23 protein-coding genes and 1 tRNA gene are annotated in these 24,084 nt (G+C 41.9%); 15 read left to right on the top strand and 9 right to left on the bottom strand.

The genetic code is table 11. The features are described 5' to 3' along the window. Positions 1 to 206 precede the first annotated feature (206 nt). Positions 207 to 650, top strand: coding sequence for a hypothetical protein (locus EQO05_RS08435; protein WP_128505670.1), 444 nt, complete (start codon positions 207 to 209; stop codon positions 648 to 650). A 553-nt stretch (positions 651 to 1,203) separates the two neighbouring features. Beyond that, on the top strand, positions 1,204 to 2,949 hold the full coding sequence (locus EQO05_RS08430) for a DEAD/DEAH box helicase (RefSeq protein ID WP_128505572.1): 1,746 nt from the start codon (positions 1,204 to 1,206) through the stop codon (positions 2,947 to 2,949). A gap of 211 nt (positions 2,950 to 3,160) precedes the next feature. On the opposite strand, the gene EQO05_RS08425 is transcribed toward EQO05_RS08430, so the two are convergent. Continuing rightward, positions 3,161 to 3,862 carry a class I SAM-dependent methyltransferase gene (locus tag EQO05_RS08425; RefSeq protein WP_128505570.1) on the bottom strand — a complete coding sequence of 234 codons (702 nt, stop codon included), beginning with the start codon at positions 3,860 to 3,862 and terminating at the stop codon, positions 3,161 to 3,163. A 373-nt stretch (positions 3,863 to 4,235) separates the two neighbouring features. On the opposite strand from EQO05_RS08425, the gene EQO05_RS08420 reads away from it, so the two are divergent. Then, positions 4,236 to 6,164: a hydantoinase/oxoprolinase family protein gene (locus EQO05_RS08420; protein ID WP_128505568.1), complete on the top strand. Its 1,929-nt coding sequence runs from the start codon at positions 4,236 to 4,238 to the stop codon at positions 6,162 to 6,164. Positions 6,165 to 6,281: 117 nt separating this feature from the next. Further along, on the top strand, positions 6,282 to 6,983 hold the full coding sequence (locus tag EQO05_RS08415) for a metallophosphoesterase (RefSeq protein ID WP_128505566.1): 702 nt from the start codon (positions 6,282 to 6,284) through the stop codon (positions 6,981 to 6,983). A 37-nt stretch (positions 6,984 to 7,020) separates the two neighbouring features. Here the strand turns inward: EQO05_RS08415 and EQO05_RS08410 are convergent, their stop codons facing one another. Together EQO05_RS08410 and EQO05_RS08405 are read right to left on the bottom strand one after the other, a co-directional pair. Beyond that, positions 7,021 to 7,434, bottom strand: a complete 414-nt coding sequence (locus EQO05_RS08410; protein WP_128505564.1) for a putative zinc-binding protein — start codon at positions 7,432 to 7,434, stop codon at positions 7,021 to 7,023. A 210-nt stretch (positions 7,435 to 7,644) separates the two neighbouring features. Continuing rightward, positions 7,645 to 8,145, bottom strand: a complete 501-nt coding sequence (locus EQO05_RS08405) for a metallophosphoesterase (RefSeq protein ID WP_128505562.1) — start codon at positions 8,143 to 8,145, stop codon at positions 7,645 to 7,647. Between the two features lie 460 nt (positions 8,146 to 8,605). On the opposite strand from EQO05_RS08405, the gene queC reads away from it, so the two are divergent. From queC to nifB, 5 genes are all read left to right on the top strand, one after another. After that, positions 8,606 to 9,301 carry a 7-cyano-7-deazaguanine synthase QueC gene (gene queC / locus EQO05_RS08400; protein ID WP_128505560.1) on the top strand — a complete coding sequence of 232 codons (696 nt, stop codon included), beginning with the start codon at positions 8,606 to 8,608 and terminating at the stop codon, positions 9,299 to 9,301. Positions 9,302 to 9,399: 98 nt separating this feature from the next. Beyond that, positions 9,400 to 9,960 carry a DUF366 family protein gene (locus EQO05_RS08395; RefSeq protein ID WP_128505558.1) on the top strand — a complete coding sequence of 187 codons (561 nt, stop codon included), beginning with the start codon at positions 9,400 to 9,402 and terminating at the stop codon, positions 9,958 to 9,960. After that, positions 9,960 to 10,727 carry a 7-carboxy-7-deazaguanine synthase QueE gene (locus EQO05_RS08390; protein WP_128505556.1) on the top strand — a complete coding sequence of 256 codons (768 nt, stop codon included), beginning with the start codon at positions 9,960 to 9,962 and terminating at the stop codon, positions 10,725 to 10,727. The genes EQO05_RS08395 and EQO05_RS08390 overlap by 1 nt, the downstream gene beginning before the upstream one ends. Before the next feature lie 79 nt (positions 10,728 to 10,806). Continuing rightward, complete coding sequence (gene queD, locus EQO05_RS08385; RefSeq protein ID WP_128505554.1) at positions 10,807 to 11,169, top strand: 6-carboxytetrahydropterin synthase QueD; 363 nt, start codon at positions 10,807 to 10,809, stop codon at positions 11,167 to 11,169. 382 nt (positions 11,170 to 11,551) lie between these two features. Continuing rightward, complete coding sequence (nifB, locus tag EQO05_RS08380) at positions 11,552 to 12,520, top strand: nitrogenase cofactor biosynthesis protein NifB (protein ID WP_128505552.1); 969 nt, start codon at positions 11,552 to 11,554, stop codon at positions 12,518 to 12,520. A gap of 172 nt (positions 12,521 to 12,692) precedes the next feature. Here nifB and EQO05_RS08375 read toward each other — a convergent pair whose 3' ends face one another. Then, entirely contained in the window at positions 12,693 to 12,869 is a 177-nt protein-coding gene (locus tag EQO05_RS08375) for a 4Fe-4S binding protein (RefSeq protein WP_128505550.1), read from the bottom strand. Between the two features lie 396 nt (positions 12,870 to 13,265). On the opposite strand from EQO05_RS08375, the gene EQO05_RS08370 reads away from it, so the two are divergent. Further along, on the top strand, positions 13,266 to 14,246 hold the full coding sequence (locus EQO05_RS08370) for a methanogenesis marker 2 protein (RefSeq protein ID WP_128505549.1): 981 nt from the start codon (positions 13,266 to 13,268) through the stop codon (positions 14,244 to 14,246). Positions 14,247 to 14,496: 250 nt separating this feature from the next. Here EQO05_RS08370 and EQO05_RS08365 read toward each other — a convergent pair whose 3' ends face one another. Beyond that, entirely contained in the window at positions 14,497 to 14,805 is a 309-nt protein-coding gene (locus EQO05_RS08365; RefSeq protein WP_128505547.1) for a hypothetical protein, read from the bottom strand. Positions 14,806 to 15,476: 671 nt separating this feature from the next. Between EQO05_RS08365 and EQO05_RS08360 the strand changes: the two genes are divergently transcribed. The 3 genes from EQO05_RS08360 to EQO05_RS08350 all read left to right on the top strand — a co-directional run bounded on the left by EQO05_RS08360 (position 15,477) and on the right by EQO05_RS08350 (position 16,651). Next, positions 15,477 to 15,791 (top strand): DUF5611 family protein, encoded by a 315-nt coding sequence (locus EQO05_RS08360; protein WP_128505545.1) that lies wholly within the window; start codon positions 15,477 to 15,479, stop codon positions 15,789 to 15,791. A 68-nt stretch (positions 15,792 to 15,859) separates the two neighbouring features. After that, complete coding sequence (locus EQO05_RS08355; RefSeq protein ID WP_128505543.1) at positions 15,860 to 16,372, top strand: chorismate pyruvate-lyase family protein; 513 nt, start codon at positions 15,860 to 15,862, stop codon at positions 16,370 to 16,372. 207 nt (positions 16,373 to 16,579) lie between these two features. Then, a tRNA-Thr gene (locus EQO05_RS08350) sits at positions 16,580 to 16,651 on the top strand. Positions 16,652 to 17,018: 367 nt separating this feature from the next. On the opposite strand, the gene EQO05_RS08345 is transcribed toward EQO05_RS08350, so the two are convergent. After that, the gene (locus tag EQO05_RS08345) at positions 17,019 to 17,360 is read right to left on the bottom strand and encodes a hypothetical protein (RefSeq protein WP_240664495.1); all 342 of its coding nucleotides are present in this window, start codon (positions 17,358 to 17,360) and stop codon (positions 17,019 to 17,021) included. 674 nt (positions 17,361 to 18,034) lie between these two features. On the opposite strand from EQO05_RS08345, the gene EQO05_RS08340 reads away from it, so the two are divergent. Beyond that, positions 18,035 to 18,922 carry a DHH family phosphoesterase gene (locus EQO05_RS08340; protein ID WP_128505539.1) on the top strand — a complete coding sequence of 296 codons (888 nt, stop codon included), beginning with the start codon at positions 18,035 to 18,037 and terminating at the stop codon, positions 18,920 to 18,922. A gap of 234 nt (positions 18,923 to 19,156) precedes the next feature. Here the strand turns inward: EQO05_RS08340 and EQO05_RS08335 are convergent, their stop codons facing one another. Further along, on the bottom strand, positions 19,157 to 19,429 hold the full coding sequence (locus tag EQO05_RS08335; protein ID WP_128505537.1) for a hypothetical protein: 273 nt from the start codon (positions 19,427 to 19,429) through the stop codon (positions 19,157 to 19,159). A 331-nt stretch (positions 19,430 to 19,760) separates the two neighbouring features. Between EQO05_RS08335 and EQO05_RS08330 the strand changes: the two genes are divergently transcribed. Continuing rightward, a complete protein-coding gene (locus EQO05_RS08330; RefSeq protein WP_128505535.1) occupies positions 19,761 to 21,776 on the top strand; it encodes an MASE3 domain-containing protein in 2,016 nt (671 codons plus the stop codon). 619 nt (positions 21,777 to 22,395) lie between these two features. Here the strand turns inward: EQO05_RS08330 and EQO05_RS08325 are convergent. Both EQO05_RS08325 and EQO05_RS08320 read right to left on the bottom strand, forming a co-directional pair. Then, positions 22,396 to 22,803 carry a DUF1699 family protein gene (locus EQO05_RS08325; protein WP_128505533.1) on the bottom strand — a complete coding sequence of 136 codons (408 nt, stop codon included), beginning with the start codon at positions 22,801 to 22,803 and terminating at the stop codon, positions 22,396 to 22,398. Positions 22,804 to 23,424: 621 nt separating this feature from the next. After that, complete coding sequence (locus EQO05_RS08320; RefSeq protein WP_164888508.1) at positions 23,425 to 23,667, bottom strand: hypothetical protein; 243 nt, start codon at positions 23,665 to 23,667, stop codon at positions 23,425 to 23,427. Positions 23,668 to 24,084 lie beyond the last annotated feature (417 nt).

Here is a 24,084-nt window from a genome sequence, read left to right as displayed (position 1 = left end):
GAATAAGAATTATATACAGCAGGGCTCAGGGCAGAAGTCAGGTAGCTGGCTGGACCGAGTCAGGAAAAATTTCAGAAAAACATATAATCCTGCGGATATCCCGAAACAAATTCCAGAAAACATATTATAGAGCCTGAGAATTTAGTTAAGCTTTTATTCTTTCTTCCAGCATGTTAATACTGAAAAAAGGCAAAGATAAACAGGAGATGAATCGGCTGACGAGCAGAATTCCTTTTCCCAATACGGGCTCGCAAACTAATTTTGATAAGCAGTGGGCTTTTGAAATCGCATACTTTACCCAGCATATAGGGACTGATCTCAGAAATCTCGGGAATCTTCTGAACACCCGGGATTATGTTGAGTCGCGCCTCCTGGTTTCAGATATGAAACAGAGAGCAGAATACGAAAAAACCATCCAGCCGGACTTCAGGACTTCGGACGGTCTTGTAAAGGCCCGCAAATTGTTCAACCGTTTTCTGGATGAGTGTGTTAATTTTGCCGAGCTTTTAAGGATTACAACAATACAGGAAGAAACCAGGTGCGAGGAAATGGTAGATAAGCCCGAACAGATCAGGAATTCAATCGACAGGCTGAACCTTCTTAAAGAAATGCTAACCGATGAACTTAGTTTTCACGGATGGTACTACTGAATAGGCAGTAGTACTACTAAAGAGCCCGTATCTGAGCATTTTCTGCATCCTGCGGGTATTAATAGAAGTAGCATTTTCCGAAAACCACTGATTTCTGGCTCAAAGTTGTCATGGAGATAGAAAGCTTTATCATTAAAAACCTCGTTAGAGGAATAGCAAAGGGTTATATACAGGAAAAGGGGTTACAGGGTAATTATCCTGTTAAAGGTTATTTAATCTAATATTATCTAATCTAATAATTCAGTCTGCCTGTATCACAGGGAAGAACTCAAAAAAGCGTCCGGAACTTATCCAAGAAAATCGAATTTTTGCTGTATAAGTTTTATGTATATCGGTTGTGAATTTCCCTGGTCCTTAGGCACACTTTCTCGCATCCCGGGGATATTAACCATTTATACGGCGTGTTTACCTGTTTTTATCTGGTATCATGTACCTGTTTGATAAGTGGCCTCTTCCGCAAAGGATACTGCCGGGTATGCGGCAGAGTATATAAACAGCAGGTCTGTAAGCTACACGATCTGGAAAAAATAATTGTCAATATTAGAGTGAGTACATGGAAAAATTAGCAAAATTTAAGGCATTGGGGCTTTCTGACAGTATGTTAAAAGCCCTCAAAAAGAAAGGGTTTGAAGAACCAACCCCAATTCAGGAAAAGGTCATCCCGCTTTTTTTGAAAGGAGAACGTGATATTATAGGGCAGGCTCAGACCGGAACCGGGAAAACAACGGCTTTCGGAGCCCCCATTATAGAAAAAATCCCTGAAAAATCAGGAAAGGTGCAGGCAATAGTTCTGACCCCAACCCGAGAACTGGCAATCCAGGTTTCGGAAGAACTCAACTCTCTGAAAGGAGATAAAAAGCTGCACATCGTCCCTATATACGGGGGACAGTCCATGACCCAGCAGCTCAGAGTGCTGAAAAGCGGTGTTGACATCGTTGTGGGAACCCCGGGAAGGATTATCGACCACCTTGAGCGGAAGAGCCTGAACCTTGGGCACATTGCGTATTTCGTGCTTGACGAAGCCGATGAAATGCTCAATATGGGCTTTATTGACGAGATTAAGGAAATCTTAAAGGCAACCGGACCTGAGAAACGCATGCTTTTCTTCTCAGCCACAATGCCAAAGCCGATCCTTGGTATTGTCAAGAAATATATGCAGGACTATGAGCACGTTGCTATTGAGAAAGAAGAGCTTGTTGCAGACCTGACCGAACAGATATACTTCGAAGTCAAGGAGAGCGACAAATTCGAAGCCCTGTGCAGGATTATCGATATTGAAGACGAATTCTACGGGCTTGTATTCTGCAGGACAAAAACCGATACCGCCCAGCTCGCCCAGAAACTTGGGGACCGGGGGTACGCAGCCGATGCCCTGCACGGTGACCTTTCCCAGAACGAGAGGGAAAAGATTCTGAACAGGTTCAGGAAACAGAAGATAAACATCCTCGCGGCGACTGACGTTGCAGCGAGAGGTATCGATATCATGGACCTGACCCATGTTATTAACTATACTCTTCCCCAGGACCCTGAATCTTATGTACACAGGATCGGAAGGACCGGAAGAGCAGGAAAACAGGGAACTGCTATCACCTTTGTTACATCCAGCGAATACAGGCGGCTTACTTACATAAAAAAGACTTCAAATTCAGAGATGAAGAAAGGAAAGCTACCTGAGATTAAAGATGTGATTAAAGCCAAAAGGACAAGAGTAAAAGCCGAACTTGATTCTACCATAAAAATGGAAGAATACGGCGACTGCCTTGAGATGAGCGAAAAGCTTCTCGATGAATACCCTGCAGAAAAGATCTTGGCTGCACTTCTGAAGTACGCTTTCAAAGAACAGTTTGACGAGAGCATGTACGCAGAAATCTCCGACAGTTCTTATGTAGATAGAAAAGGCAAAACCAGGCTATTCATCGCTATGGGAAAAGTCGACGGCATGACCCCTGACAAGCTGTGCGAGTTCATTCAGGAAGAAACAGGAGACAGCGAACTGAGAATTAGGGACGCAGAGATTTTCCCCCACTTTTCCTTCGTAAGCGTACCCTTTGCCCAGGCTGAAGCGTTACTTGAAATCTTCAAAAACAAGCAGAGAGGAAGAAAACCCTTTGTTGAACTTGCCCAGAAATCAAAGGGAAGAAGCTCAAAGGTTGATAGTGAATCTCGCGGTGGTACTCGCGGCAATTCTCGTGGTAGCACTCGTAGCGATTCCCGCAGTGATTCTCGCAGCAGCTCTCGGAGCAACAGCGGAAATTACGCAAGAGACAGAATTGCGAAGAAAAAGAATTCTTCGTACTAAATCCATTTCTTTTTTCAGGATTCCTGAGACTATAAGGTTTCAGGAAATCCAATACATTTCGGGAGCAGTTACTTTATCCGAATTTTACTTATAGGCTGATTTGTAAAATTAAAAATTTATGAGCCTTCAGTCTAATCTTTAGTTTGACAGCTTCCTTGCCCGCAATAGACTAACGAAATCTGCAAAATTAATTGCACAAAAAATAATAAAATTATTTAATACAGTAAAATCCAGCCTGCATATAAGAATACCAGAATAACTCCACTGTCCTGAAGCCTGTATCTCTCAGGAGCTTCAGATGCTCTTCGACAGTTATCGGGAAATACTCCGTATCAAAACGCTTCAGGTGTTCCTCTATTTCTTTCTCAGTCCTGCCGTTAGCTTCCTGAAAACTGCGCCAGTATCGTTTTCCTATTGCGATACCCTCTTCGGTTAGCGGCCTGATATTCTCGAAGGTGATATAAACCCCGCTTTCTTTTAGAAGATTGTAACAAACAGCGGTGGCTTTAGCCCTATCTTCGCGGCTAAGGTAGTGATGGCACTGTATTGCAGTTATAACGTCCGGTTGTTCCTCCAATTCCTGAGAAAATTCCTGGGTAGCCGAAGCTTCCAGAAATTCCAGCCTGCCGGCAGGGCAGGATGACAGTTTTTTCCTTGCCTGACCCAGCATACCTTCCGAAGGGTCAAGCAAAATGAATTTTGTAACTGGAAATTGCCTGACTGCCTTATTAACCAGAGATCCGGTCCCGCATCCGGTATCCATCCATATTCTCGGGCTCGATGGCAGGGATTTAACGAAATTGATAGTTTCCTGATGAAAGCAGGAGTAGTAAGGGAGGACGCTGGAAATCCGGGCATCAAAATCCTCAGGAAGATGAGGAGTGAAATTCCGAGCAGGTTTTGAAGAAGTCATAGCGATAGAATCCTTTTTAATCGTTAACTAATCTGGCTTATATTCAATTACTGTATCTTCTCTCTTCTAAAATTAGGTAATTAAGGTTTTCCTCAAAGATAGTACAATTTCTTATTTGACATTTATATAATCAGTAAATTGAAGGAAAACATTGAATACTTTCCCTGAAGTTATTAATCCCAGCCGTTTCAAACATTATTGAAATAACTATTTATATTTAATAATTCCAAATATTGTTGCCTTACTATGCCTTACTATTATCTTATCAACATTTCTTTATCCTGAAGTCGATCTTTTTACTCAATTATTTAAAAGAGAAATCACAACCTTTCAAAAACACTTACAGAAAAAGAAAAAAGGAGTTATTTTCGTTATGCATTACAGCCTTGGGATTGATGCAGGAGGCACTTATACCGATGCGGTGCTTATAAGGGATTCGGATGGAGAGATAATAGACTCGAACAAGGCACTTACCACTTATCCCGACCCCCTTGCAGGCATTAAAAACGTAATTGACGGGCTCAATCCTGAATATCTCGAAAACGTAAAGCTGGTTTCGGTTTCAACGACCCTTTCCACCAATACCATTCTTGAAGGCACAGGTTTTCCCGTAGCCCTGATCCTCATAGGAGACCACCCGCTTGAAAAGGAACTGCCAGCCGAACACGTACTTTTTACTGCCGGCGGGCATAACCACAACGGAGAAGAGGTTGCTGCTCTTGACCTTGAGGCTATCGAAAAATTTGCCATGCAGGTTAAGGACAAAGTTTCAGCTTTTGCCATATCTTCCTACTTCAGTACAAGGAATCCTGAGCATGAATTGAAAGCCAGGGACCTCGTTCTTGAGCTCACAGGACTGCCTGCGGTTTGCGGGCACGAGCTTTCCCAGGAACTGGGGGCTTATGAGAGGGCGGTAACGGCTTTTCTCAATGCACAGCTTATCCCTATAACAAGGCAGTTTGTGCAGTCCATTATCTCGGATATTATGAAGCGTGGAATTAATGCACGGCTCCTTATGCTCAAATGCGATGGCTCGGTGCTGGGTATAAGAGATGCCCTGAATAAACCTATCGAGACGATCTTTTCAGGCCCGGCAGCAAGCCTTGTAGGGGCTTCTTACCTCTCAGGGTTCAAGACCTGCGCAGTAGTGGATGTTGGGGGCACAAGCACGGATATCTCCTCAATCTGTATGGGTGTGCCTGACCTGAGCGACGAGGGAGCCATTGTTGGGGGCTGGAAGACCCGTGTCCGGGCAATAAGGATGGAAACAACAGCTACAGGCGGAGACAGCCATATCTGGACCGTAGACAGGGAACTTTTTCTTGGTCCCAGGCGAGTCATGCCCCTCGCGGTAGCTGCGGTAGAGTATCCGGATTTTCTGAATAATCTCAAAAGAACAATCATGCCTCCCAGAGAAGATCTCGATGAAAACATTCAACCTACAAAGTTTTTTGTAAGATCTGGCTACCAGGCAGGAGAACTGAGCAGGGCGGAAGCCGAGATCCTGGAGGTTATAGGCGAAAAGCCGGTCTCAGTGCCCGAAATCAAAACCCTTATCCGAAAAGACCTGCATCCGCTGACACTTGACTCCCTTATCAGAAAACGCCTTGTGCAGGCAATAGGTTTCACTCCTACTGATGCCCTGCATGTGCTTGGAGAATACACATCCTGGAACGCCGATGCGTCGAGGGTAGGCGCAGAAAGACTTGCAAGGCTCATGCGCATGGCTCCTGGAGAGTTTTGTATTGCCGTAAAGAAGCGGGTCGCCAGGAACATGGCACTCCATCTGCTCTCGTATATCCTCCCAGACATTCCACGTGCATCCATTGAAAAAATTCTGGATGGAAACTATCCTGCCAGATTCAAACTGGATATCCCGGTCGTGTTGCTTGGTGGGCCTGTCCGGGCGCACAGGAAAGAACTGGAAGAACTCATTGATGCAGAGATTCTGGTGCCTGAGTATGCCGAGGTCGGAAACGCGGTAGGAGCACTCGTAGGAAAGGGTATTAAAAGAGTTGAGATTCTGATACGTCCGGCAAGCCTGATGTCCCCGGAACAGGATTTCCTTGTATTTGCCCCGGACAGCAGGCTGAAGTTCGAGACCTACACGGAAGCCCTTGGAACTGCTACCGAGCTTGGTAAAAAGCTTGTTATGGATTACATGCAAGACTGCGGCCTTAGCGGGAACCAGGTTGAAATTTCAGTGGAGAGAAAGACAATCTCGCCTGAAGGCTGGAATCATCCGCCTATGGAAACCAATTTGCTAATAATGGGAATCGGGATGCGTGGACTACGCGTTTGATAAATAGTGAAAAAAACGTAATTGAAGAAATATAAATGATAAAACGTGTGAATAAAAATATACAAAAGTATGAAAATGAAAAACAAAATATAAAATGAAGTTACAAAAGGGGAAAACATGAGAATCCTGCTGATTGCCGACATCCATGCCAATTACGAAGCTCTCGAGACTGTTCTGGCAATCCCCTATGATAGAGCCATCTGTCTCGGAGATATTGTTGATTATGGGCCTGATCCGGATAAATGCATTGACCTCCTGCGTATGAAAGGGATTCCAGTAATACGGGGAAACCATGATAACGCCGTTGCTTTTAAAGTAGACTGCCAGTGCGGGTACAAATACAAGCACCTCTCGATAGCAACCAGGGAATATACCTGGGATATCCTTGACAGAGCGAGAATGGAGTACCTTCAGAAACTTCCTCTTCTCATCCGGGAAGAAATCGGCGGAAAAAGGCTCTACCTGACCCATGCAAGCCCCCGTTCCATGTTTGAATACATAAAACCCGAAACTGCAGACGAGGAGGTCCGGAACATGATAGATGAGGCAGCGGAACCTTTGGAAGCAGATTTTCTCATAGTTGGGCACTCCCATATTCCTATGAACAGGAAACTCGGGAATCTGACAATAATAAATCCGGGTTCGGTAGGGCAGCCAAGAGATGGAGACCCCAGGGCAAGCTGTGCCATTTTTGATACCGAAAGCGGGAAAGTAGAAAACCTGCGCCTTGACTACGATATTGACGCAGTCTGCACTAAAATTAAAGAGAGAATGCCCCATGCCGATGAACTCATAGCTATTCTCAGGCGGGGATACTGATGATATAAAAGGCAATAAAATAACGCTCGAAGGCTGATCAGGTTTCTTTTATAGCCTTTATAATTTTCTCCACATACTCAGGCTTTACATCCGAAGGTCTCGTTTTCTCGATACCCAGTTCTATAACCATCAGATATGCATCAGCTTTCAATCCGGCTTCATCAAGCTTTTTTGTGGCACAGCGGTCCGTGCAGCCATCAAGGGCAAGAATCCTGAAACCGTCTGATACAGCATCCTCAACAGCATCAATCCCTTTGTGAGCTGCCGCAGCCCGGTACAGGTCAGGCCTCCTGAAAGCAAGAGCCGATGCTGCCTGCATCGTAAGTTTTCCTGTATTAGAAAGGCCTGAACAGGCAAAAATAAGGGTATTTTTCCTTTTCCTTGAGACCTTTTCCCTTTCATCCGACATGCCGGGAAGAGAATCTGTAGGTTCAGTTCCTGCTGGTTTCATAGCTGTTACATCCTTGGTGAGAGATACAATCTTTATGAAAGGTACACTTTTGTCAGAGGTGCAACCTTAATAAGAAATTGTTTCAAAAAAGGTTGAAATGGAAATTGCGCGAGAATTAATATAATTTCCGGTATTACCGCCAGCTAATCAGGCCTCACTGCCTTAGAAAGCAAAACAAATTCAAAAAACGTTAAAAATAGATGAGCGAAATCAGTCAAGGTCAAGCTGAGTTATCTCAACGTTAAGGTTTGAAATTTCAAGAACTGCAACTGTTGATTTTCCGGAAAGCACGCCTGAAGATTCCCCAGGATTTATCACCGTGACCCCTTCAATAATTTTAACATTCGGCTCATGCGTGTGACCCCGGATTACCACGTCAAATTCCCCGGACCTGGCAAGGGCTCTGACAAGGGTTTCATTTGTCCCGTGCAAAAGGGCAATATGCAGCCCGTCAATCGTCAGGTCTCCAAAATATCCACAGGAAACAGCTCCGATTTCCTCAAGCCGTTTTGTAAGTGTTAGTTTATCCCCGTCATTGTTGCCGAATACAAAGTAAAGTTTTGGCTTCAATTCCTTAAAGGCTCTTGCAGTAAAAGGAGAGATAATATCTCCTGCGTGAAGCACGTTTTTCACCCCTCTTTCATTAAAAAATTCCACGGCTTTCCGGAGAGCGTTCATGTTATCATGTGAGTCCGAAATAATTCCAATCAAGTAATCCCACCTCTTCGATTAGATTTCCCTATTTAATATATAGTGGGATTTACTAAAAAGAATTCGCTAAATCAGATTTTTTAGAGGCTTCTTCAGGAATTAAGGTTTACAAGTAAAGTTTTAGACTCGGGTTTTAGATGCAGAACTTTATACTTAAGCCCCAAAACGGAACTGTTTTTCCATTGTTGTACCGCGAGCGAAGCCGGGGAATACATCGTCATAAATCAAGCCTCAAGACGACCATTGTGGAGACAGCTACGTTTAAATACGAGTTGCTGGTATTATTGGGATAATCTCTGAAGAATATCCGGAGAATCCTGAAAGAATAGCTTTGGGTAATCCTGAAAGAATAGCTCAGGAAAATCCCTGCTGGATATAAATAATCAGCTTAATTTTCTGTTGAATTTAGCTATCAGTTGAACTAGTGAATCAGGATAGTAAGTTTAAGTAGTGAGTAAAAATGAAAGCTATAACCCTCCTCAGCAGCGGGCTTGATTCGGTTGCGGCGTTATCAATTGCAGCGGAAGATTTTGATATTGAGATGGCTATTACTTTTGATTACGGGCAGAGAGCCAGAGAGAGGGAAATAGAGTACTCACGGAAGGTATGCGAGTATTTCGGAATTGAGCACAGGATTATCAAACTTGACTGGCTTTCGGAGATCACATCTACTTCTCTTGTTAATAGGAATCTTGAAGTCCCATCTTTGTCACTTGAGGACATTGGCGAAACCGCACCTGCAGAAATTACAGATGCTTCAGCAAAGGCGGTCTGGGTGCCTAATAGAAATGGGGTAATGCTTAATATCACAGCGAGCTTTGCTGAAAGCAAGGAATGTAATTACATTGTAGTGGGCTTTAACGGAGAAGAAGCCGGGACTTTCCCTGACAATTCTCTTGCTTATGTGCAGGCAATGGATAAGGCTTTTTCATATTCTACCCGGAATGGAGTGAAAATCCTGGCTCCTCTGATTGAACTTGGGAAAACCGAAATTGTCAGAAGAGCTCTCGAAACAAAAGCTCCTCTTGAATACAGCTGGAGCTGCTATCACGGAGGAGAGAATCCCTGTGGAGAATGCGAGAGCTGCGTGCGTAGAGCACGTGCATTTAGAAACGCAGGAGTCAAGGATCCTCTTCTGGAAAGGCTTGGGGTCTGAGCCGGAAGAACCGGACCGAATGCGGAGAAAGCTGGGTCAGAAAAGGTTTACAGAAAACTTGTAGAGAAGTTTACAGCTAAAATTACAGAGAGAATTCTATGAAATGCATTGTTTTACCTGAGAAATTTGATTATGACGGGAGCCAGATTTCCTCTCTCTGGGCTTACAACAATTTTGGAGTTCAGGAGGACTCAGTTGTAGTGTTCAGAGGAACCTGCGACGTAAAGATCGAGCATATGATCGACCTTGAAGATAGGCGAGCAAATGAGTCAATCTGGTCCGAAGATATGGTGAGTTTCATTATAGAACATTTTGATTCTACTGACCTGAAGCTTATCTATGCGCGGCAGCGCCTTTTTACAGCCCTTGTAAGAGAATATCTTGCAGACCTCGGTGTGCAGACAACACGGGAAGGAGACGATCTTTTCTTGAAGGGGAAAAAACTGACAGTCTCGATTGCCAGCACCTCTGCAGTTTCCCAGAAAATACACTTCGGCATTAATATTTTTCACGATGTATACGGAAATCTTAGAGATGCCGGAATAGGGGAAGAGCAGCAGGTTGCAAGCTTTATGCAGGCTGTCGGGGAGGCTTATGTCCGCGAGTTTGAGGATATAGAAAAGGACCTGAGAAAATCCAGGCCCCTTGGAGTGGTATAATGCCAGCTTCGGATTCTTTGTCTGCTCCTATAAGGGAAGTTTTCTGCTCAGTCCAGGGAGAGGGCCCGTATGTTGGGACAAGGCAAGCTTTTGTCCGCTTTTCGGGCTGCAACCTGAATTGTAATTACTGTGATACGGACTTTGCAAATCCGGGAACATGTGATTATGAGCAGGTGGAAGGAAGCGGCTATTTTGAGAAAATCAAGAATCCTGTAAGTGTCGCTCATCTGGAAGCTATACTCCAGCCTTTCAAGAAACTTCATTCAGTCTCCCTGACCGGGGGAGAGCCTCTCCTGTATGCGGATTTTATAGAAAGGCTGAGTATACCCTCGCCGCTTTACCTGGAATCCAATATGACCCTGCCTGAACAGGCCAGAAAACTTACTGAAAAGGTTACTTACGTATCTGGAGATTTCAAACTTCCCGAGTCACTGAGAGGTATCGGACCTGAAGCCCGCGAAGCCCATATGGAAAATACAGTAGAATGCTTCAGGCTTTTGAGAAAAAGCCATTCAAGAGATTGTTTTTGCAAGATTGTGGTAGACAGGAACACAGAACTGGAAACGGTAAATCCGGTTGTAGAAGCTATAGCTTCTTACGTATCCTGTGTGGTTCTTCAACCTGAAACCCCTATTGGCCGCGACCCGATGAATCCGGGAGCTATACAGGCATCCGTACAGAGCATTATGGAACTTCAGAAGAACCTGCTTGAAATTATAGACACACGAATTATCCCCCAGACCCACAGGATGTGGGGTTGCTTATAACCGGAATTAAAAGGATAAAAAAGACATTGAGTTAGAAAAATATTTAAAAAAGGCTTAATTGAAATGGGGTGTATGAGAAATGGCAAAAATGAGATTGGGAATTATTGATTATATCGACAGTGCCCACTACCTTCCAGGGCATGGAAAATGCGGGAGAGTGCACGGCCATACATATAAAATTGAGGTCATAATAGAAGGAGAGGTCAGGGAAAGTGGAATGGTCATAGACTTCTACGACCTGAAGAAGGGAGTCAAAGAAACCCTGACAGAATACGACCATATGTTGCTAAATGAAATCCTCGAATTCCCCAGTTCCGAGTACCTGTGCCAGCACATTCACTCCCGCCTTCTGGGTAAGTTCGGGTTTCCCCTCCTGGTCAGAGTCTGGGAAGGAGAAGGAAAATGGTGCGAAATGGATAATTTCTCAGATGGACCGATTTGACAATAATTATCCGGTGACATTTATCTGATAATGTTCACTCTGACAATATTCGTAATTACTCCCACCTACCGAAAAATTCACTGGGAGATGAATTAACCATGATTCAATAAAATTCACGGCGGTCCAGTAGATTCACTGAGAAATCCGATATACTACATGGGTTTTTATATATAATTAGAGAAATTTTAATGTCGAGTAACATAAAATCAGAGCAGGGGATGAGCTCCGACAAGGTGTCTTGTATTTCTCCAGGACTCCAGAGAAATTCCACAATCTATATCAAGGGGGGCATCATAGGTTGGATTAGACATTCTAAATCCCCCTTCACTGAAGTTAGACTGTATATACTATACTTATAAACTCCGAACGGAGGAGAACGCATTTGCCAGAAGAAAACAATCTTATAAGTGACATAGACAGCCCTAAATTTGAAGAGGAACTCCTGAGAAAGATTGCCGAACATCCCTGCTATGACAGGAAAGCCCAGCACAAGTATGGGAGAATCCACCTGGCTGTGGCTCCGTCATGCAATATCCAGTGTAACTTCTGCGTCCGGGAGTTTGATTGTGTAAACGAGAGCCGCCCGGGGGTTACGAGTAAGGTTCTTACTCCGCAGGAATCCCTTGAAAAGACAAGGCAGGTCCTGGCAGACTATCCCTTCATCAAGGTTGTCGGAATCGCAGGTCCTGGAGACCCTCTGGCTAACAAGGAGACCTTTGAGACCTTTGAACTTATAAAAAAGGAATTTCCTGAGCTAACGCTTTGTATGAGTACAAACGGGCTTCTGCTCCCCGAAAAGCTTGAGGATATTCTACGTGTGGGGGTTTCCACATTAACGGTAACGATAAACGCAATTGATCCCGAGATCCAGGCAAAAATCGTGGATCATGTAGTCTATCATGGGAAGATCTACAGGGGAGTTGAAGGCGCGGAAATCCAGATAAAAAACCAGCTTGAGGGTGTCAAAGCGGCTGTCGATGCAGGCATAGTTGTCAAGGTTAACACCGTGCTTATCCCGGGTGTTAATGATAAGCATGTAGTTGAGATTGCCAGAAAACTCAACGAGCTCGGGGTCTATATAATGAATATCATGCCCCTTATCAACCAGGGAGCCTTTGCAAACATTGAACCGCCCAGTGCAGAAGAGCGGAAAGCTGCCCAGCAGGCGTGCGAACCCTATGTCCTGCAAATGCGCCACTGCAGGCAATGCAGAGCTGATGCTTACGGACTTCTTGCTCAGGATATGTCACAGATGAGCGAAGAGCGCAGAAAGCTTATAAAAATCCAGACAAAAGAAGATGCTGAAAGGGCAAGAGAAGTACTTAAGGAAAACGGAAAACAGGAAACTTGAAAAGCGTAATAAGCGGGACCGGAATACCTTATCAGTAAAATCAGGGATTTTTAGCGCTGGAATTGAGAACGTTTCAAATCAGAATTCGGGAGAAGGAATCTTAGAGGCGGAGTAGAAGCACTCCGCTTCTCAGATCTGTTTTAAAGACGTACTTAAGATCCTACTTAAAAAATTATTCAATTGTGATTGCGCTGTTGGGACAGGCATCTTCGCATGCGCCACAGTCAAGGCATTCACTTTCATCTACAACTGCAATGTCATTGTCGTTGAGGGAAATTGCAGCTGCCGGGCATTCGTCTACACAGCTTCCGCAGCCGGTACAGGAATCGACATTAATTTTTGCTACCATGTTTTTCACTCCTTATTCTATCAGTAAGAGATCTTTATATATATAAAAATATATTAGGTTGCCTTAATAGGACATATGAACTTATAAAAAGCTGTCGCTTCTTTCCTGCGAAACAAAGAAAAAAAGAGATAAAGGATAAACTAATAGGTAGTCACCAAAATATCTCAGAGTAATCTTTCACAGGGAAAGGTTTGTAACCTATCGAAGTTCATCGATAGCTTAAAACAATGCTGTTCTTATCGATACGTTAACACTTGCATTATTGCTGTACCGGTATTTGTGTTCTGATCATCATATCAGTCCTACTGACTCTCGTATCTGTAGTACTACCGGTACACTGCTAATATACTCATTATATCACTATGTACCCAAATTTAAAAAAAAGGAAGCCTGAAATTGAACCTGGAAGAGCTTGCAGAAAGGATAAAAACCTTTGAAGGGGTTACCCGAAAAAAACAGATTGAGGATATTGTTTCAATCTTCGAAGCCGTCCGCCCGGAGTATGAGAACGCAATCGTTGATTTTGGAGACGATGCGGCAGTTATCGATATAGGAGGAGACGATGTTATCCTCTTTGCAGCCGATGGAATATGGGGGAGGATACTGGACGCCAGCCCCTGGTGGGCAGGTTATGGGGCTGTAGTGGTTAATGTAAACGATATAGCTGCAATGGGTGGAAAGCCTCTTGCCATGGTAGATATAGCTTCCTCAAATTCCGAGAAAGCCTGCAAGGAACTTATGGAAGGTCTGGCTGAAGGGGTAAGGAAATTCGGAGTTCCGGTTGTAGGCGGGCACGTTCATCCTGATACTGAGTACAATTCCATTTCAGTTGCCATTATAGGGATAGTCAAAAGAGACTGTGTAATCCGGAGCGATACCGCCAGGCCTGGAGACCTGATAATTGCGGCTTATGACATGGACGGAAAAATCGGGCCGAATTCCCCTTACAGCTGGGACACTACATCTTTTAAAACCCCGGCAGCAATCAGGGAAACCTATCTCGTAACCCAGGAAATCGCAAAACGGAAGCTTGCTACTGCAGGCAAAGACATAAGCAATCCCGGGCTTATAGGTACGCTTGGAATGCTCTGTGAAACAAGCGGAGTTGGTGCAGGCGTGGACCTTCGGAAAATCCCTAAACCCGAGAATGTGGATTTTGAGCAATGGCTGAAAGTACATCCTGGAACAGGCTATGTATTTACCGCAGATATGGAAAAGGCGGAAGAATGCATAAAAGTCTTTGAAGAGGCAGGGCTTACCGCTTCCGTTATCGGAAAAATCGAAGCCGGATCGAAACTCGATATATACGATAAAACAGGTAGAGTAACGGTATTTGATTTCTCAGGGGAAAGCATTACGGGCATAGGTTCGGAATAAAACTTTTTAAGAAAAAGTTTTATCAAAAAAGCACAAAGCTTCTCAAGCACGGATTCCTACCAAAAACTTTTTAAGAAAAAGTTTTATCAAAAAAGCACAAGGCCTCTCAAGTACGGATTTCTACCAAAAACTTTTTCTTAAAAAGTTTTATTGCCATTTTTCAATCCGGGATTTATTATCCCCAGGTCGCTTACCTGAGGGAATCTCGCGAACTGAGGAAATTTAACCGGATTACAAAAATCCAATCGGGTTACCGGTTTTCTATCCAGGCTTTCATCTCATCATAGAGGAATTTTTCAGCAGCCTGAACTTTCTCCAGAGGACCGCGCAGAACAAGGAGTTCCCTTTCTTCACTGTTTGCTACGCCAACAAATATCTTCCTGGTTAATGGTTCGAGCCCGAATTCTTCAACGATATCGTAAATAATAGATACAACCGTACCTGGGGGGATTACAAGGTCGTAAAGTTCTTCAATTTGCAGATCGCCTGATTCTCCCTTTTTTTCTTTCTCAAGCTGTTTTGAAGCAATTAATTCTTCCAGATTCAGCATTTTATGCATTTGGGGTCACCTTCTCATTCTTTTTACTTATAACTTCTATCAGTTTCTATCGGTTTCTATCAAAAGAGGCCGACTCACTCAAGCAGACAGGCTTTTTGTTTGTTCATTGTTAAAGTAATCGATAGGGTAAATCAAATTAGACATTAAAATATATAGGCAGGTAATCAGATATCTTTTTTGTATCAACTTATGATAGGCATAATCATATTTATGATTGATTCTCGCGAACATTGTCTATTATACACGGAATATTTAATTTTCAAGGTATAATGTTGAATTTATAAAATTACACCATAAAAATCCAGATGCTAAATTATGAGTTTATATGCAATTGAATGCAGACTATTGTAAGTAAATCATACATAAACTTACAGAAAAAAAGGTAGATAAAATACGGATAAAAGAAGAAATAGCTGCATAAAAAGCCGATCGAAATAAAGCATAATTACAGGGAATTCAGATTAAATTAATATCCAATGTTAAGTATCAGCAAAGCTGAATTATTAGGGGCAGATCTGAAAATGCAATGAAATATGCTGAAGCGTGAGAAAAGATACTGCCGTGTGAATTAATATGTGAAGAATTTGATGGAATATGAAGGGAGAGGCTCTAAGCAAACTGATTCTAAGCAAACTTTATCTGAGATGAAAATCTCTTATAAGAGGATAGCAATGCAACAGTATAAATTAAAGCGCGGTTTTAAACCTGATATTGACAGGATTTACTCGGTAATGGAGGAATGTTTTTCCGGGGAGATTTCCAGAAACGGAGGAGTCCTTGAGACCTCCTACGGAGCTCTGTCAAAGATAAAAATCTGGATCGAGAATAAGATGCTCGCTGTAGACACAGTTTCCGACAAAACCGTAACTGACGACGAAATTGTCCTGCAGACCAATAAAGCCTTCAGGGATTTCCTGAATAAGGCGACTGGATACTCGGCAAAAGAGCGTATAAAAAATGCCAAGAAGGAAGTCGGAGAGGAGTAAAACTCCTGACGGCTTTATTCCTGTTTTGAGATTTCCATTACCTGGAATCCCTGCCTTGAGGTATCTTTTTGAACACGGATTTTCTGGAAAAACTGAAAAGCTTTGAGATTCCCACCTGCCTGCGGGTCTGCTGCGGGACTGACGGCTCTGTGACCTTTCTTCTGGAGATAATGACCAGACACCCGGTGAGTGTGACAACCGAGTCCCAGCACACAATCAAAGCCGATAAAGCGATGGCTGGCCTTCTGGGCGTGGGAGAAGGAAGCGAAGTAAACGACCGGATAGTCAGGCTTGCTGCGGGCGGCACAGACTTTGTCCATGCAAGGTCCCTCTCCCCGCTGGAACGCATGCCTGATACCATGCGGGAACAGCTCATGCGGGCGGACATCCCTATCGGCCGTATCCTGCGCAGTCACAACCTTGAAACCAGGCGCGACATGGGCGAACTTGAAATCCTTGAGGGCGAATCCACCTTTGACGGCATACCTGTCCTTTCCCGCTCCTACAAGATAGTCCACAAAAATCACGTCCTTATGTGGATCAACGAGCGCTTCCCTATCGATGAACGCTGGTGTATATAAAAGAAATGCAAAAAGAATCGAAAAAAAGAACCTAACCGGGCAATAAAATCAAAATACTCAGGCTTTTTCGAAGCCGGTTTCTTAATTTATTTTAATTAGTCCTGCAAAATTTCCAACAGTGGCCCGGAAATTCCCCCTGCGCCTGCTGTCAGTCGAAAGCTTTATATCTCTGGTGTGATATTTTGGAGATGCTCTTAGAGCAACAGTGCCTTGGTGGCTTAGGGGTATAGCGCGTCCTTGGTAAGGACGAGGTCGCGGGTTCAAATCCCGCCCGAGGCTCTTTTTATTTTTTTGTTTTTCTTTTAAATTTCATCTTCTTCAGATTCAAAGATCTCTTTTGCTGAGAATATCTGGATGACAGTATGCATTTCAGACTAAAAATCTTATTTTTGAATTTATAGAATTTTAGTTTTCCGTAGCAGTTTTAGAATTCTGTGATTCTCAGGATTCAATCCAGATTCAGGATTGAAATCTAGATTCAGGATTGAAATCTAGATAAAAGAAAAACTAGAAAAGAAGAAAAAGCTATTAACAGAACTGATTTTCAGTTCTGTTTTTTCCACTTATAATATCTCTAGAACTTGACCCTTATTCTGCCCGGGGATTAAAAACTAACGGCAGAGCAGGGAACAGAGCTATCCGTTTATTATCCTTCTTCCTCTTCAGGGTTCACGAATTCTTCATAACAAGTGATACAGATGCATTTTTCGTCAGGGGATACTTCTTTAAGGTTTATTTTCGGACCGCCGGGTTTTATGGTTCCTATCCTTAATACATAAAAGTGCTCGCCCAATTCGACTGGCTGCCCGCATCTGGAACATAAGAAGGGCGGATTCTCAACCGATTCAGCTGCACACTCAACGCATATCAGATCAGACTTATCCCCGTGAACGTCCTTGAATTTAATTGGTTTCATATCCTGGCTGGTATCCACGACCAGCACGTCTTCCAGCAGCTCCCGACCACAGATATTGCAAAACTCCTTCATTTTGTCTCCTCCCTTCATTATGTCTCCTTTTTCTCCAGAAATTTCTCACAAAATCCTGTACCAAGCTCGCAAGAGGTTTTAGTGTTGATTTATTATCCCCGTTTTTCAGCCAACTCTATTCCCCTCTTCGGCTACTATATACTTATATTGAATTAGATGTTTAAAAATATTATTATTAAAAGTGTTATCACTTGATTCTATATCTTCGACATCGAGTTTTATTTTTTATTTTAAAGTATTTGCCAGAAGGTTTTAGAGAGGTTTGAACACTGAAGATGCCTGATATACTAAATTTATTATGAACTACAATGAATGGAAGCAGCTGAGAGATCGTAGTAAGGGTCATTCGTCAAATTGACTGTTCTCTAATATTCTACAATTCTACAATTCTATATCTAGCTCGTCACGCTTTTGCATGCCCGGAGTCGTAGAAATTTTGCTTTTTTAAGAGAAATAAGGAGCTTAAAGAGCCATTACTGGGCTCTATTAATAGTGGATACTGACAGATAATGCATACATATCCATTTTAGTGATTGGATAAATGTCCTATAAATTGAATTCCAACATATAATGCGTTTGAAAAGTATGGCTAGCAGGTAATACTTCTGGAACGAATATACAGTGAGAAAAAGCTAGAATTAATAAGAGATCCTTTAAAATAAGGGGAACAGGAAATGACCGATGAGAAACGCACGATTTTGATTTATTACCATGACGATAATGATGGGAGCTGTGCAGCCGCTGTCGCTGCGAATCACTACGAAAGAAACGAATTTGCCATAAAGTTTGTTGCTATAAACTACGGCAAAGAGCCATGGACTGAGGAAGAAATAAAGGCAGCCGAGAAAGTGTGGCTTGTTGATTTTGCAAGTGACAGAATGGATGAATTTGTAAAGGCTTGCGGGCCCAGATTGATATGGATAGATCATCACAGGACGGCCATGGAGAAATATCCTGACCTGTGGAGTTCGAGCAGTATTCCCGGAATCCGATCCCTTGAAAATGCAGCCTGCGTACTCACATGGGAATTCACTCATCCTGAGAACACTTCACCCCCTCCAGCCGTTGCCTATATTGGGGATAAAGATATGTGGAGGTTTGAATACCCCGAGACCCGGGCTTTCAATGCAGGCTTCAGTCTGATGGTGAAAACCCCTGATGATCCAGCCTGGGACATACTTCTTGGCTCGGAGTACGGGGACACCGTAGATCAAATGATCTCTATTGGCAAATTACTCCTTGAGGCTCAAAAATACAAGCTCCAGAAAGCCTTCGACCGTGGCGTGGATTTTATTTTCCATAACTGGCGAGCCAGGCTCGTAAACAGTACCGGGAGTATTTCCGAACTTGGAGAATTCATCTACAAGAAACCTGAGTATGATATTGCTGTCATGTGGCAGGCTATGGAAGATATGGTAGTATTCAGCCTCAGGTCTGACTCTGGGAATGCTGACTCCCCCGATTGTGCCGAAATCGCCGAGCAATACGGCGGCGGCGGGCACAAAAACGCTGCAGGGTTCCAGAAAAAGAATATGAACTTCCCAGGCCTGCTTTTCAAATGAAATAATACCTCAGTGTCCCAGAGGTCATAATTCGTCACAATTTAGGGTTCCTCCTGGGCCGCCAGGAAAAGGAGCTCCAGACATCCTGAAAACCAGATCCCGAACTTCTTATCTTTTCAACTTCTATTTTTAGAAATAATTATTGCAAACGTATGTGAGTAATACACTGATAAAGTAAAAAAGATTAAGAAAGGATTAAACGAAAGGATTAAGCTCGGCTTTACATTCATCCGTTCAAAGGACATGGTCGTGCTCGATTCTATCCACTTCGGCAACTGCGTTGATTTCATGCAAATCCTTTACCGCAATACTGCCCTTTACCAGTACATCAGGCCCCTCGATAATCGTTCGGATTCTCAACCCTTTTGCTTCAAGCTCGGCGTTTACCTTTTCAAGAATTACATCCGGCTCCAGGTAGATTCTGACATCAATATAATCATCAGGTGCAATTTGAAGTTTGTCCGTCACTACCGATGTCAACTCAGCAGAAAATTTTGATGCGGTCACTAATGTCCCCCATTTCTATATTAATTGCCTTTCCATAAATAACTGGCTATCCGGCTCCAGCCTCAAAAACTGGTTGCAATAAAAAGGTTTAGATGAAATTGATTCCGACAATAAGTCGTGAGTATAAGTGTTCAGAAGGTAATTAAATAGCAGACAGATTAATAACATAATTAATTAAATATAAATACATAGAATTTATTTAAGCAGGATTCCTGCCTGGTAACTGAAAGCTCAGACCTGGAAAGAAATGCAGCTAAGTTCGGACCAGAATATTCAAGAAAGAAGCTGAAAAATCAAGGAAATGTGAAATAAACACTATAAGAGACAGGAAATGCCGGAAAATAAAGAAGAAAATAGAGTCGTTGTATACTACGAAATAATACTCTGGATAGTTGCAGGCGTCTTACTTTACCTTGTTAGCCTTAAGAATTATCTTCTCTTCCATACGCTGGCAGAATTTTTCAGCATATTCGTGGCATATGTGATCTTCCTGATAGTATGGAAATCCAGGGAACGCCTTGAGAATAGATTTCTTGTGTTTATAGGGATTGCTTATTTTTTTGTTGCAAATCTTGATTTGATCCATACCTTCACATATAGAGGAATAGAAATATTTCCACAGTATGATACAAATATCCCGACTCAGCTGTGGATTGCAGCAAGATATATGGAAAGTCTGTCCCTTTTAATAGCCTCGCTGCTATTAATCAACACAAATAAAAATAATGGAAAGAAGTTTGACCTTGAGGGAAAAGAAAAATTCTTCTGGCGAACCTTTTTCGTTTATGCAGGGATCACAACTGGTTGTTTTCTATCGATTTTATTCTTCAGAAATTTTCCTGACAGCTATATCGAAGGATCGGGACTTACCCGGTTTAAAATAATAAGTGAGTACGTTATCTCTTTTATTCTCCTTTGCTCGCTTACTTTACTGTATTCAAAAAGGGAGCGGTTCGAAGAGCATATCTACGGGCTGATTGCAGCGTCAATAGTAGCAACGATTTTCGGAGAACTGGCTTTTACCCTTTACATCGATGTCTACGGATTTTTTAATTTTCTGGGGCATTTCTTCAAAATGCTGTCTTTTTACTTCATTTATAAAGCTGTGATCGAGACAGGATTTGACGATCCTTATACCCTTCTCTTCAGAGAGCTTAGAGAGAGTGAAGAAGCTTTGAGGAGAGAGACGGTTTTTCTCAGGGATGACCAGGGTAAAATTTACAGTTTACTTGGGGTAAAGAGAGATAATCCGAGAAGCGGAGTTATAATAGCCAGCTCTGAGATCGGGGAAAAAGCTGACTATCCACTTGTACAGAATATCCGCGGCCATATAGTATTCAAAGTTGATAAAAATTTTAAGCTTTTAGTCATGGACGGGGCAGTTGAAGAGATTACAGGCTATAGCAAAGAAGATTTTCTTTCGGACAAGAGAAACTGGGTGGAGATAATTATGCCTGAAGACCGGTCTCTTGCCCTCGAAACTCTGGAGAAAGTGATAGCTGACCCGGATACCTCAATTGAAATAGAGTACCGTATAAAAAAAAGGACCGGGGATATAAGATGGGTATGGCAAATTCTCCAGAGAAGTCCGGCAGATTCCGGAACGCGTGGGCCAGTAGAGGGTTTGATCCGTGATATTTCAGAACGTAAAATGGCTGAAGAAACCCTTCAGCGAATTGATCAGGCGCGTATAAAAGAGATTCATCATAGAATCAAAAACAACCTGCAGGTGATCTCATCCTTATTAAGCCTCGAAGCTGAAAGATTCAGTGATGCGAAAATGCTTGAAGCCTTCAGGGAAAGCCAGAACAGAGTTACTTCCATGGCTATTATCCACGAAGAACTTTACAAAGGGGATGAAATCGATACCCTTGACTTTGCAGACTACCTGCGGAAACTGACCGCAGACCTTTTTAACTCATATAGAGTGGGGAATGAGGAAATCAGCCTCAAGCTCGAACTTGATAAGGTCTATCTGGGTATGGATACCGCAATCCCGCTCGGGATTATTGTAAATGAGCTGGTTTCAAATGCCCTGAAGCATGCTTTTCCTTCCGGAAGGAAAGGAGAAATTGTCATATTTCTAAGCCGGACAGAAGATTACGAGAAACAGCAAAAGCCTGAAGGTTCATGGACAGAACGAAATTGCCCTGATGGAAGAGATTTACAATTCGCACTGGCAATAGAGGATAATGGAAAAGGTTTTCCCGCAGAATATGATTTCAAAAACCCGCATTCTCTGGGACTTGAGCTTGTAAATATTCTCGTGGAACAGATTGATGGCTGTATTGCACTTCAAAGCAACGGCAAAACGAGATTTATAATATGGTTCAGCAATAAAGGATGAAAAAGCAATAGATAAATCTCACTATTTTCATCCTCTATAGATTTTATCATTCAATCAGGCATTTACGTCCAATTAACCTTTTATTCATTTACTGTACAATTACCCGCCTTTTCATCAGATTGACTGTTTATCTTCTCTGGCATCAGTAAAAAACCAGTTTATCCCATCAGATTTAAAACTGCGTTCAAAATCGGTTTTTCCTGTAATTTCAGTACTTTAGTAAGGAATTTTTTGAGTATAATCCAGGTCTAAGTACTCACAGGAGAAGCTTTACTTCTAAAAGCCGATTCACTCGGGTTTAGCTTACACTGTAAAAGTATACAAAAGATTGAAAAGCACTTCCAGAGAAAATGAAAGAGTTTAATAAATAAAAGAATAATAAAAATATTAAAGTATTAAAAGTTGTTGAGTAATAAAATTTCAGAGGTCAAATTAAGAAGATAAAAGGTATGAAGGCTGAAATTATGCAGAAGATCAGATGAAGAAAAACGGAAATTACGAAAAAAGCGGAAATTAAGAAGAAAGTAAATTGTGAAGAAAAGCCTGAACATAAATAATATGGAACAAAAATATAAGAAAAGTAAAATTGATGAGAAGGTAAAGCTACTGCTTCAGCTTCTCAGGCAATAACATCCTTTCTAAGGATGTAAGCAACCATCTCAGGGTTAAGTTTGCTTTCCCTTGAGACCTTTTCCTCAATAGCCTCAGTGGATTTACCTTCAGTTTTGAGTTCCTTTATCTCTTCAATGATTGATGAAGGAATACGGTAGTACTCGTTTATATCCTTCCTGTGGCCCCAAACATCGCCTTCGATAAGCTGGATTCTCTGCATTTCAAGGAACATTTCTATGGATTTCGAGACTGTGCGCCTGTAAGATTTAGGAAGCTGTATGACCTCAATTTTAGGACAGTTCTCAACCAGTGAGAAAATATCCTTGTTTGAAGGCCTGAAGGCCAGATGCACTATTCTCTCATTTGGATTCAGTGTAAAGATTTCTTCTCTTGAACTCACAACCCTTATTTTCAAAGTTTGTCCTCCATATCTATTTATTTTTTTCACATGATAGTAAAAAATTCTTCATTAAATATTTTTCTATAATTACCGGAATCATTTAAAAAGAATTTTTATTAGCGTTTTCAAATTTAATGTTACAGAATTTCTATCTAGAGAATAAAAATCAATATGTAGAACAGTATTTTTAACAAAACTTAAAGAAATATTTGGGAATATTTTGCAGGAAGCTTTCATTATGAAACCAGCAAAAAAAAGAATTTTTGTTAAACATGATCTACTTTTCTCCAGGTCAGGGCAGTATCAAATTTTTTAAAGTCAACTAACATTTTAAAATTGACTAATATTTCAGAATTGACAAGCATTTTAAAATTAACCAACATTTTAAAAGTGATTAACATTTTAAAAGTGACTAACATTTCAGAATTGATTAAAATTTTAAAACTAATTATGTTTAAAGCTCTAACTTGTGTTTAAAATTAACTGATATTTTAAAATCGGCTATAAATCAAAATTACTGTCTTAAAAAAGAGGAAACAGAACAAAAGGTCTGCATGAAATATGGAAATTTTCGGTAGAAGGAGATTCACTCCACCGAAAAGATTTAAGCCTACACCAGAGACAAAATACAGACATTCAGGCCGGCAACGTGGGTACTACAAACACACAGACGCCATATAGCAGCAGCAAAAGCACTATCTGAATGAAAATAACGTCCAGATAGTAGGACCTGGACATAATTCCTCTACCCTGAGAGTCGTCTCCAGAATTAGATCCCCTTTTTCTACGGGTCCCTATCTGAGCTTTCATTCCTTCACTTATACGTTTACTTTTTTCCATCTGAGCGTTTATTATCTGAGCTTTTATTTCTTCTTCCAAGTCAGTTACCCCCTCAAACCTGTATTTTAGAATCACAGTTACAGGACATCTACCTGCTTTTTGGAATAGAGTGCTTCTTCAAGATTCCCAAAATTACATTGAATTCCCCAAAATTACAGCATAATTACTTATCTCTGGAGGCTGCTATAATTTTGAATCCAGAACTGTGATTTTTTTGGCTCTGTAGAAAACCTACTTAATCGTCATTAATAGACTTAAAGTTCTTCAGCAAAATTGAATAAGGCAATTCAGTTTTAATTTGTTAAGATTTATTATTTCAGAGGATTTCTACAGAGCCGATATTTCTACAAAACCCTGACTTTTAATTTTGTACCAGCAGGATTTATCGGGTCAGCAGTATTTATTTTCCCGGCAGGGAAATATTCAATGGAAGATTCAGGGCTGTAAATAATCGAG

The sequence above is a fragment of the Methanosarcina sp. MSH10X1 genome (assembly GCF_004099695.1).
GTDB lineage: Archaea > Halobacteriota > Methanosarcinia > Methanosarcinales > Methanosarcinaceae > Methanosarcina.
Note: the sequence above shows the minus strand (reverse complement) of the source record. Positions and strands in the feature narration are given on the sequence as shown.

Excerpts from the sequence above, each read along its gene's own strand:
- EQO05_RS08435 (WP_128505670.1), top strand. The coding sequence starts at position 207 with ATGAATCGGCTGACGAGCAGAATTCCTTTTCCCAATACGGGCTCGCAA.
- EQO05_RS08430 (WP_128505572.1), top strand. The coding sequence starts at position 1,204 with ATGGAAAAATTAGCAAAATTTAAGGCATTGGGGCTTTCTGACAGTATG.
- EQO05_RS08425 (WP_128505570.1), bottom strand. The coding sequence starts at position 3,862 with ATGACTTCTTCAAAACCTGCTCGGAATTTCACTCCTCATCTTCCTGAG.
- EQO05_RS08420 (WP_128505568.1), top strand. The coding sequence starts at position 4,236 with ATGCATTACAGCCTTGGGATTGATGCAGGAGGCACTTATACCGATGCG.
- EQO05_RS08415 (WP_128505566.1), top strand. The coding sequence starts at position 6,282 with ATGAGAATCCTGCTGATTGCCGACATCCATGCCAATTACGAAGCTCTC.
- EQO05_RS08410 (WP_128505564.1), bottom strand. The coding sequence starts at position 7,434 with ATGAAACCAGCAGGAACTGAACCTACAGATTCTCTTCCCGGCATGTCG.
- queC (WP_128505560.1), top strand. The coding sequence starts at position 8,606 with ATGAAAGCTATAACCCTCCTCAGCAGCGGGCTTGATTCGGTTGCGGCG.
- EQO05_RS08395 (WP_128505558.1), top strand. The coding sequence starts at position 9,400 with ATGAAATGCATTGTTTTACCTGAGAAATTTGATTATGACGGGAGCCAG.
- EQO05_RS08390 (WP_128505556.1), top strand. The coding sequence starts at position 9,960 with ATGCCAGCTTCGGATTCTTTGTCTGCTCCTATAAGGGAAGTTTTCTGC.
- queD (WP_128505554.1), top strand. The coding sequence starts at position 10,807 with ATGGCAAAAATGAGATTGGGAATTATTGATTATATCGACAGTGCCCAC.
- EQO05_RS08375 (WP_128505550.1), bottom strand. The coding sequence starts at position 12,869 with ATGGTAGCAAAAATTAATGTCGATTCCTGTACCGGCTGCGGAAGCTGT.
- EQO05_RS08365 (WP_128505547.1), bottom strand. The coding sequence starts at position 14,805 with ATGCATAAAATGCTGAATCTGGAAGAATTAATTGCTTCAAAACAGCTT.
- EQO05_RS08360 (WP_128505545.1), top strand. The coding sequence starts at position 15,477 with ATGCAACAGTATAAATTAAAGCGCGGTTTTAAACCTGATATTGACAGG.
- EQO05_RS08345 (WP_240664495.1), bottom strand. The coding sequence starts at position 17,360 with ATGAAGGAGTTTTGCAATATCTGTGGTCGGGAGCTGCTGGAAGACGTG.
- EQO05_RS08340 (WP_128505539.1), top strand. The coding sequence starts at position 18,035 with ATGACCGATGAGAAACGCACGATTTTGATTTATTACCATGACGATAAT.
- EQO05_RS08330 (WP_128505535.1), top strand. The coding sequence starts at position 19,761 with ATGCCGGAAAATAAAGAAGAAAATAGAGTCGTTGTATACTACGAAATA.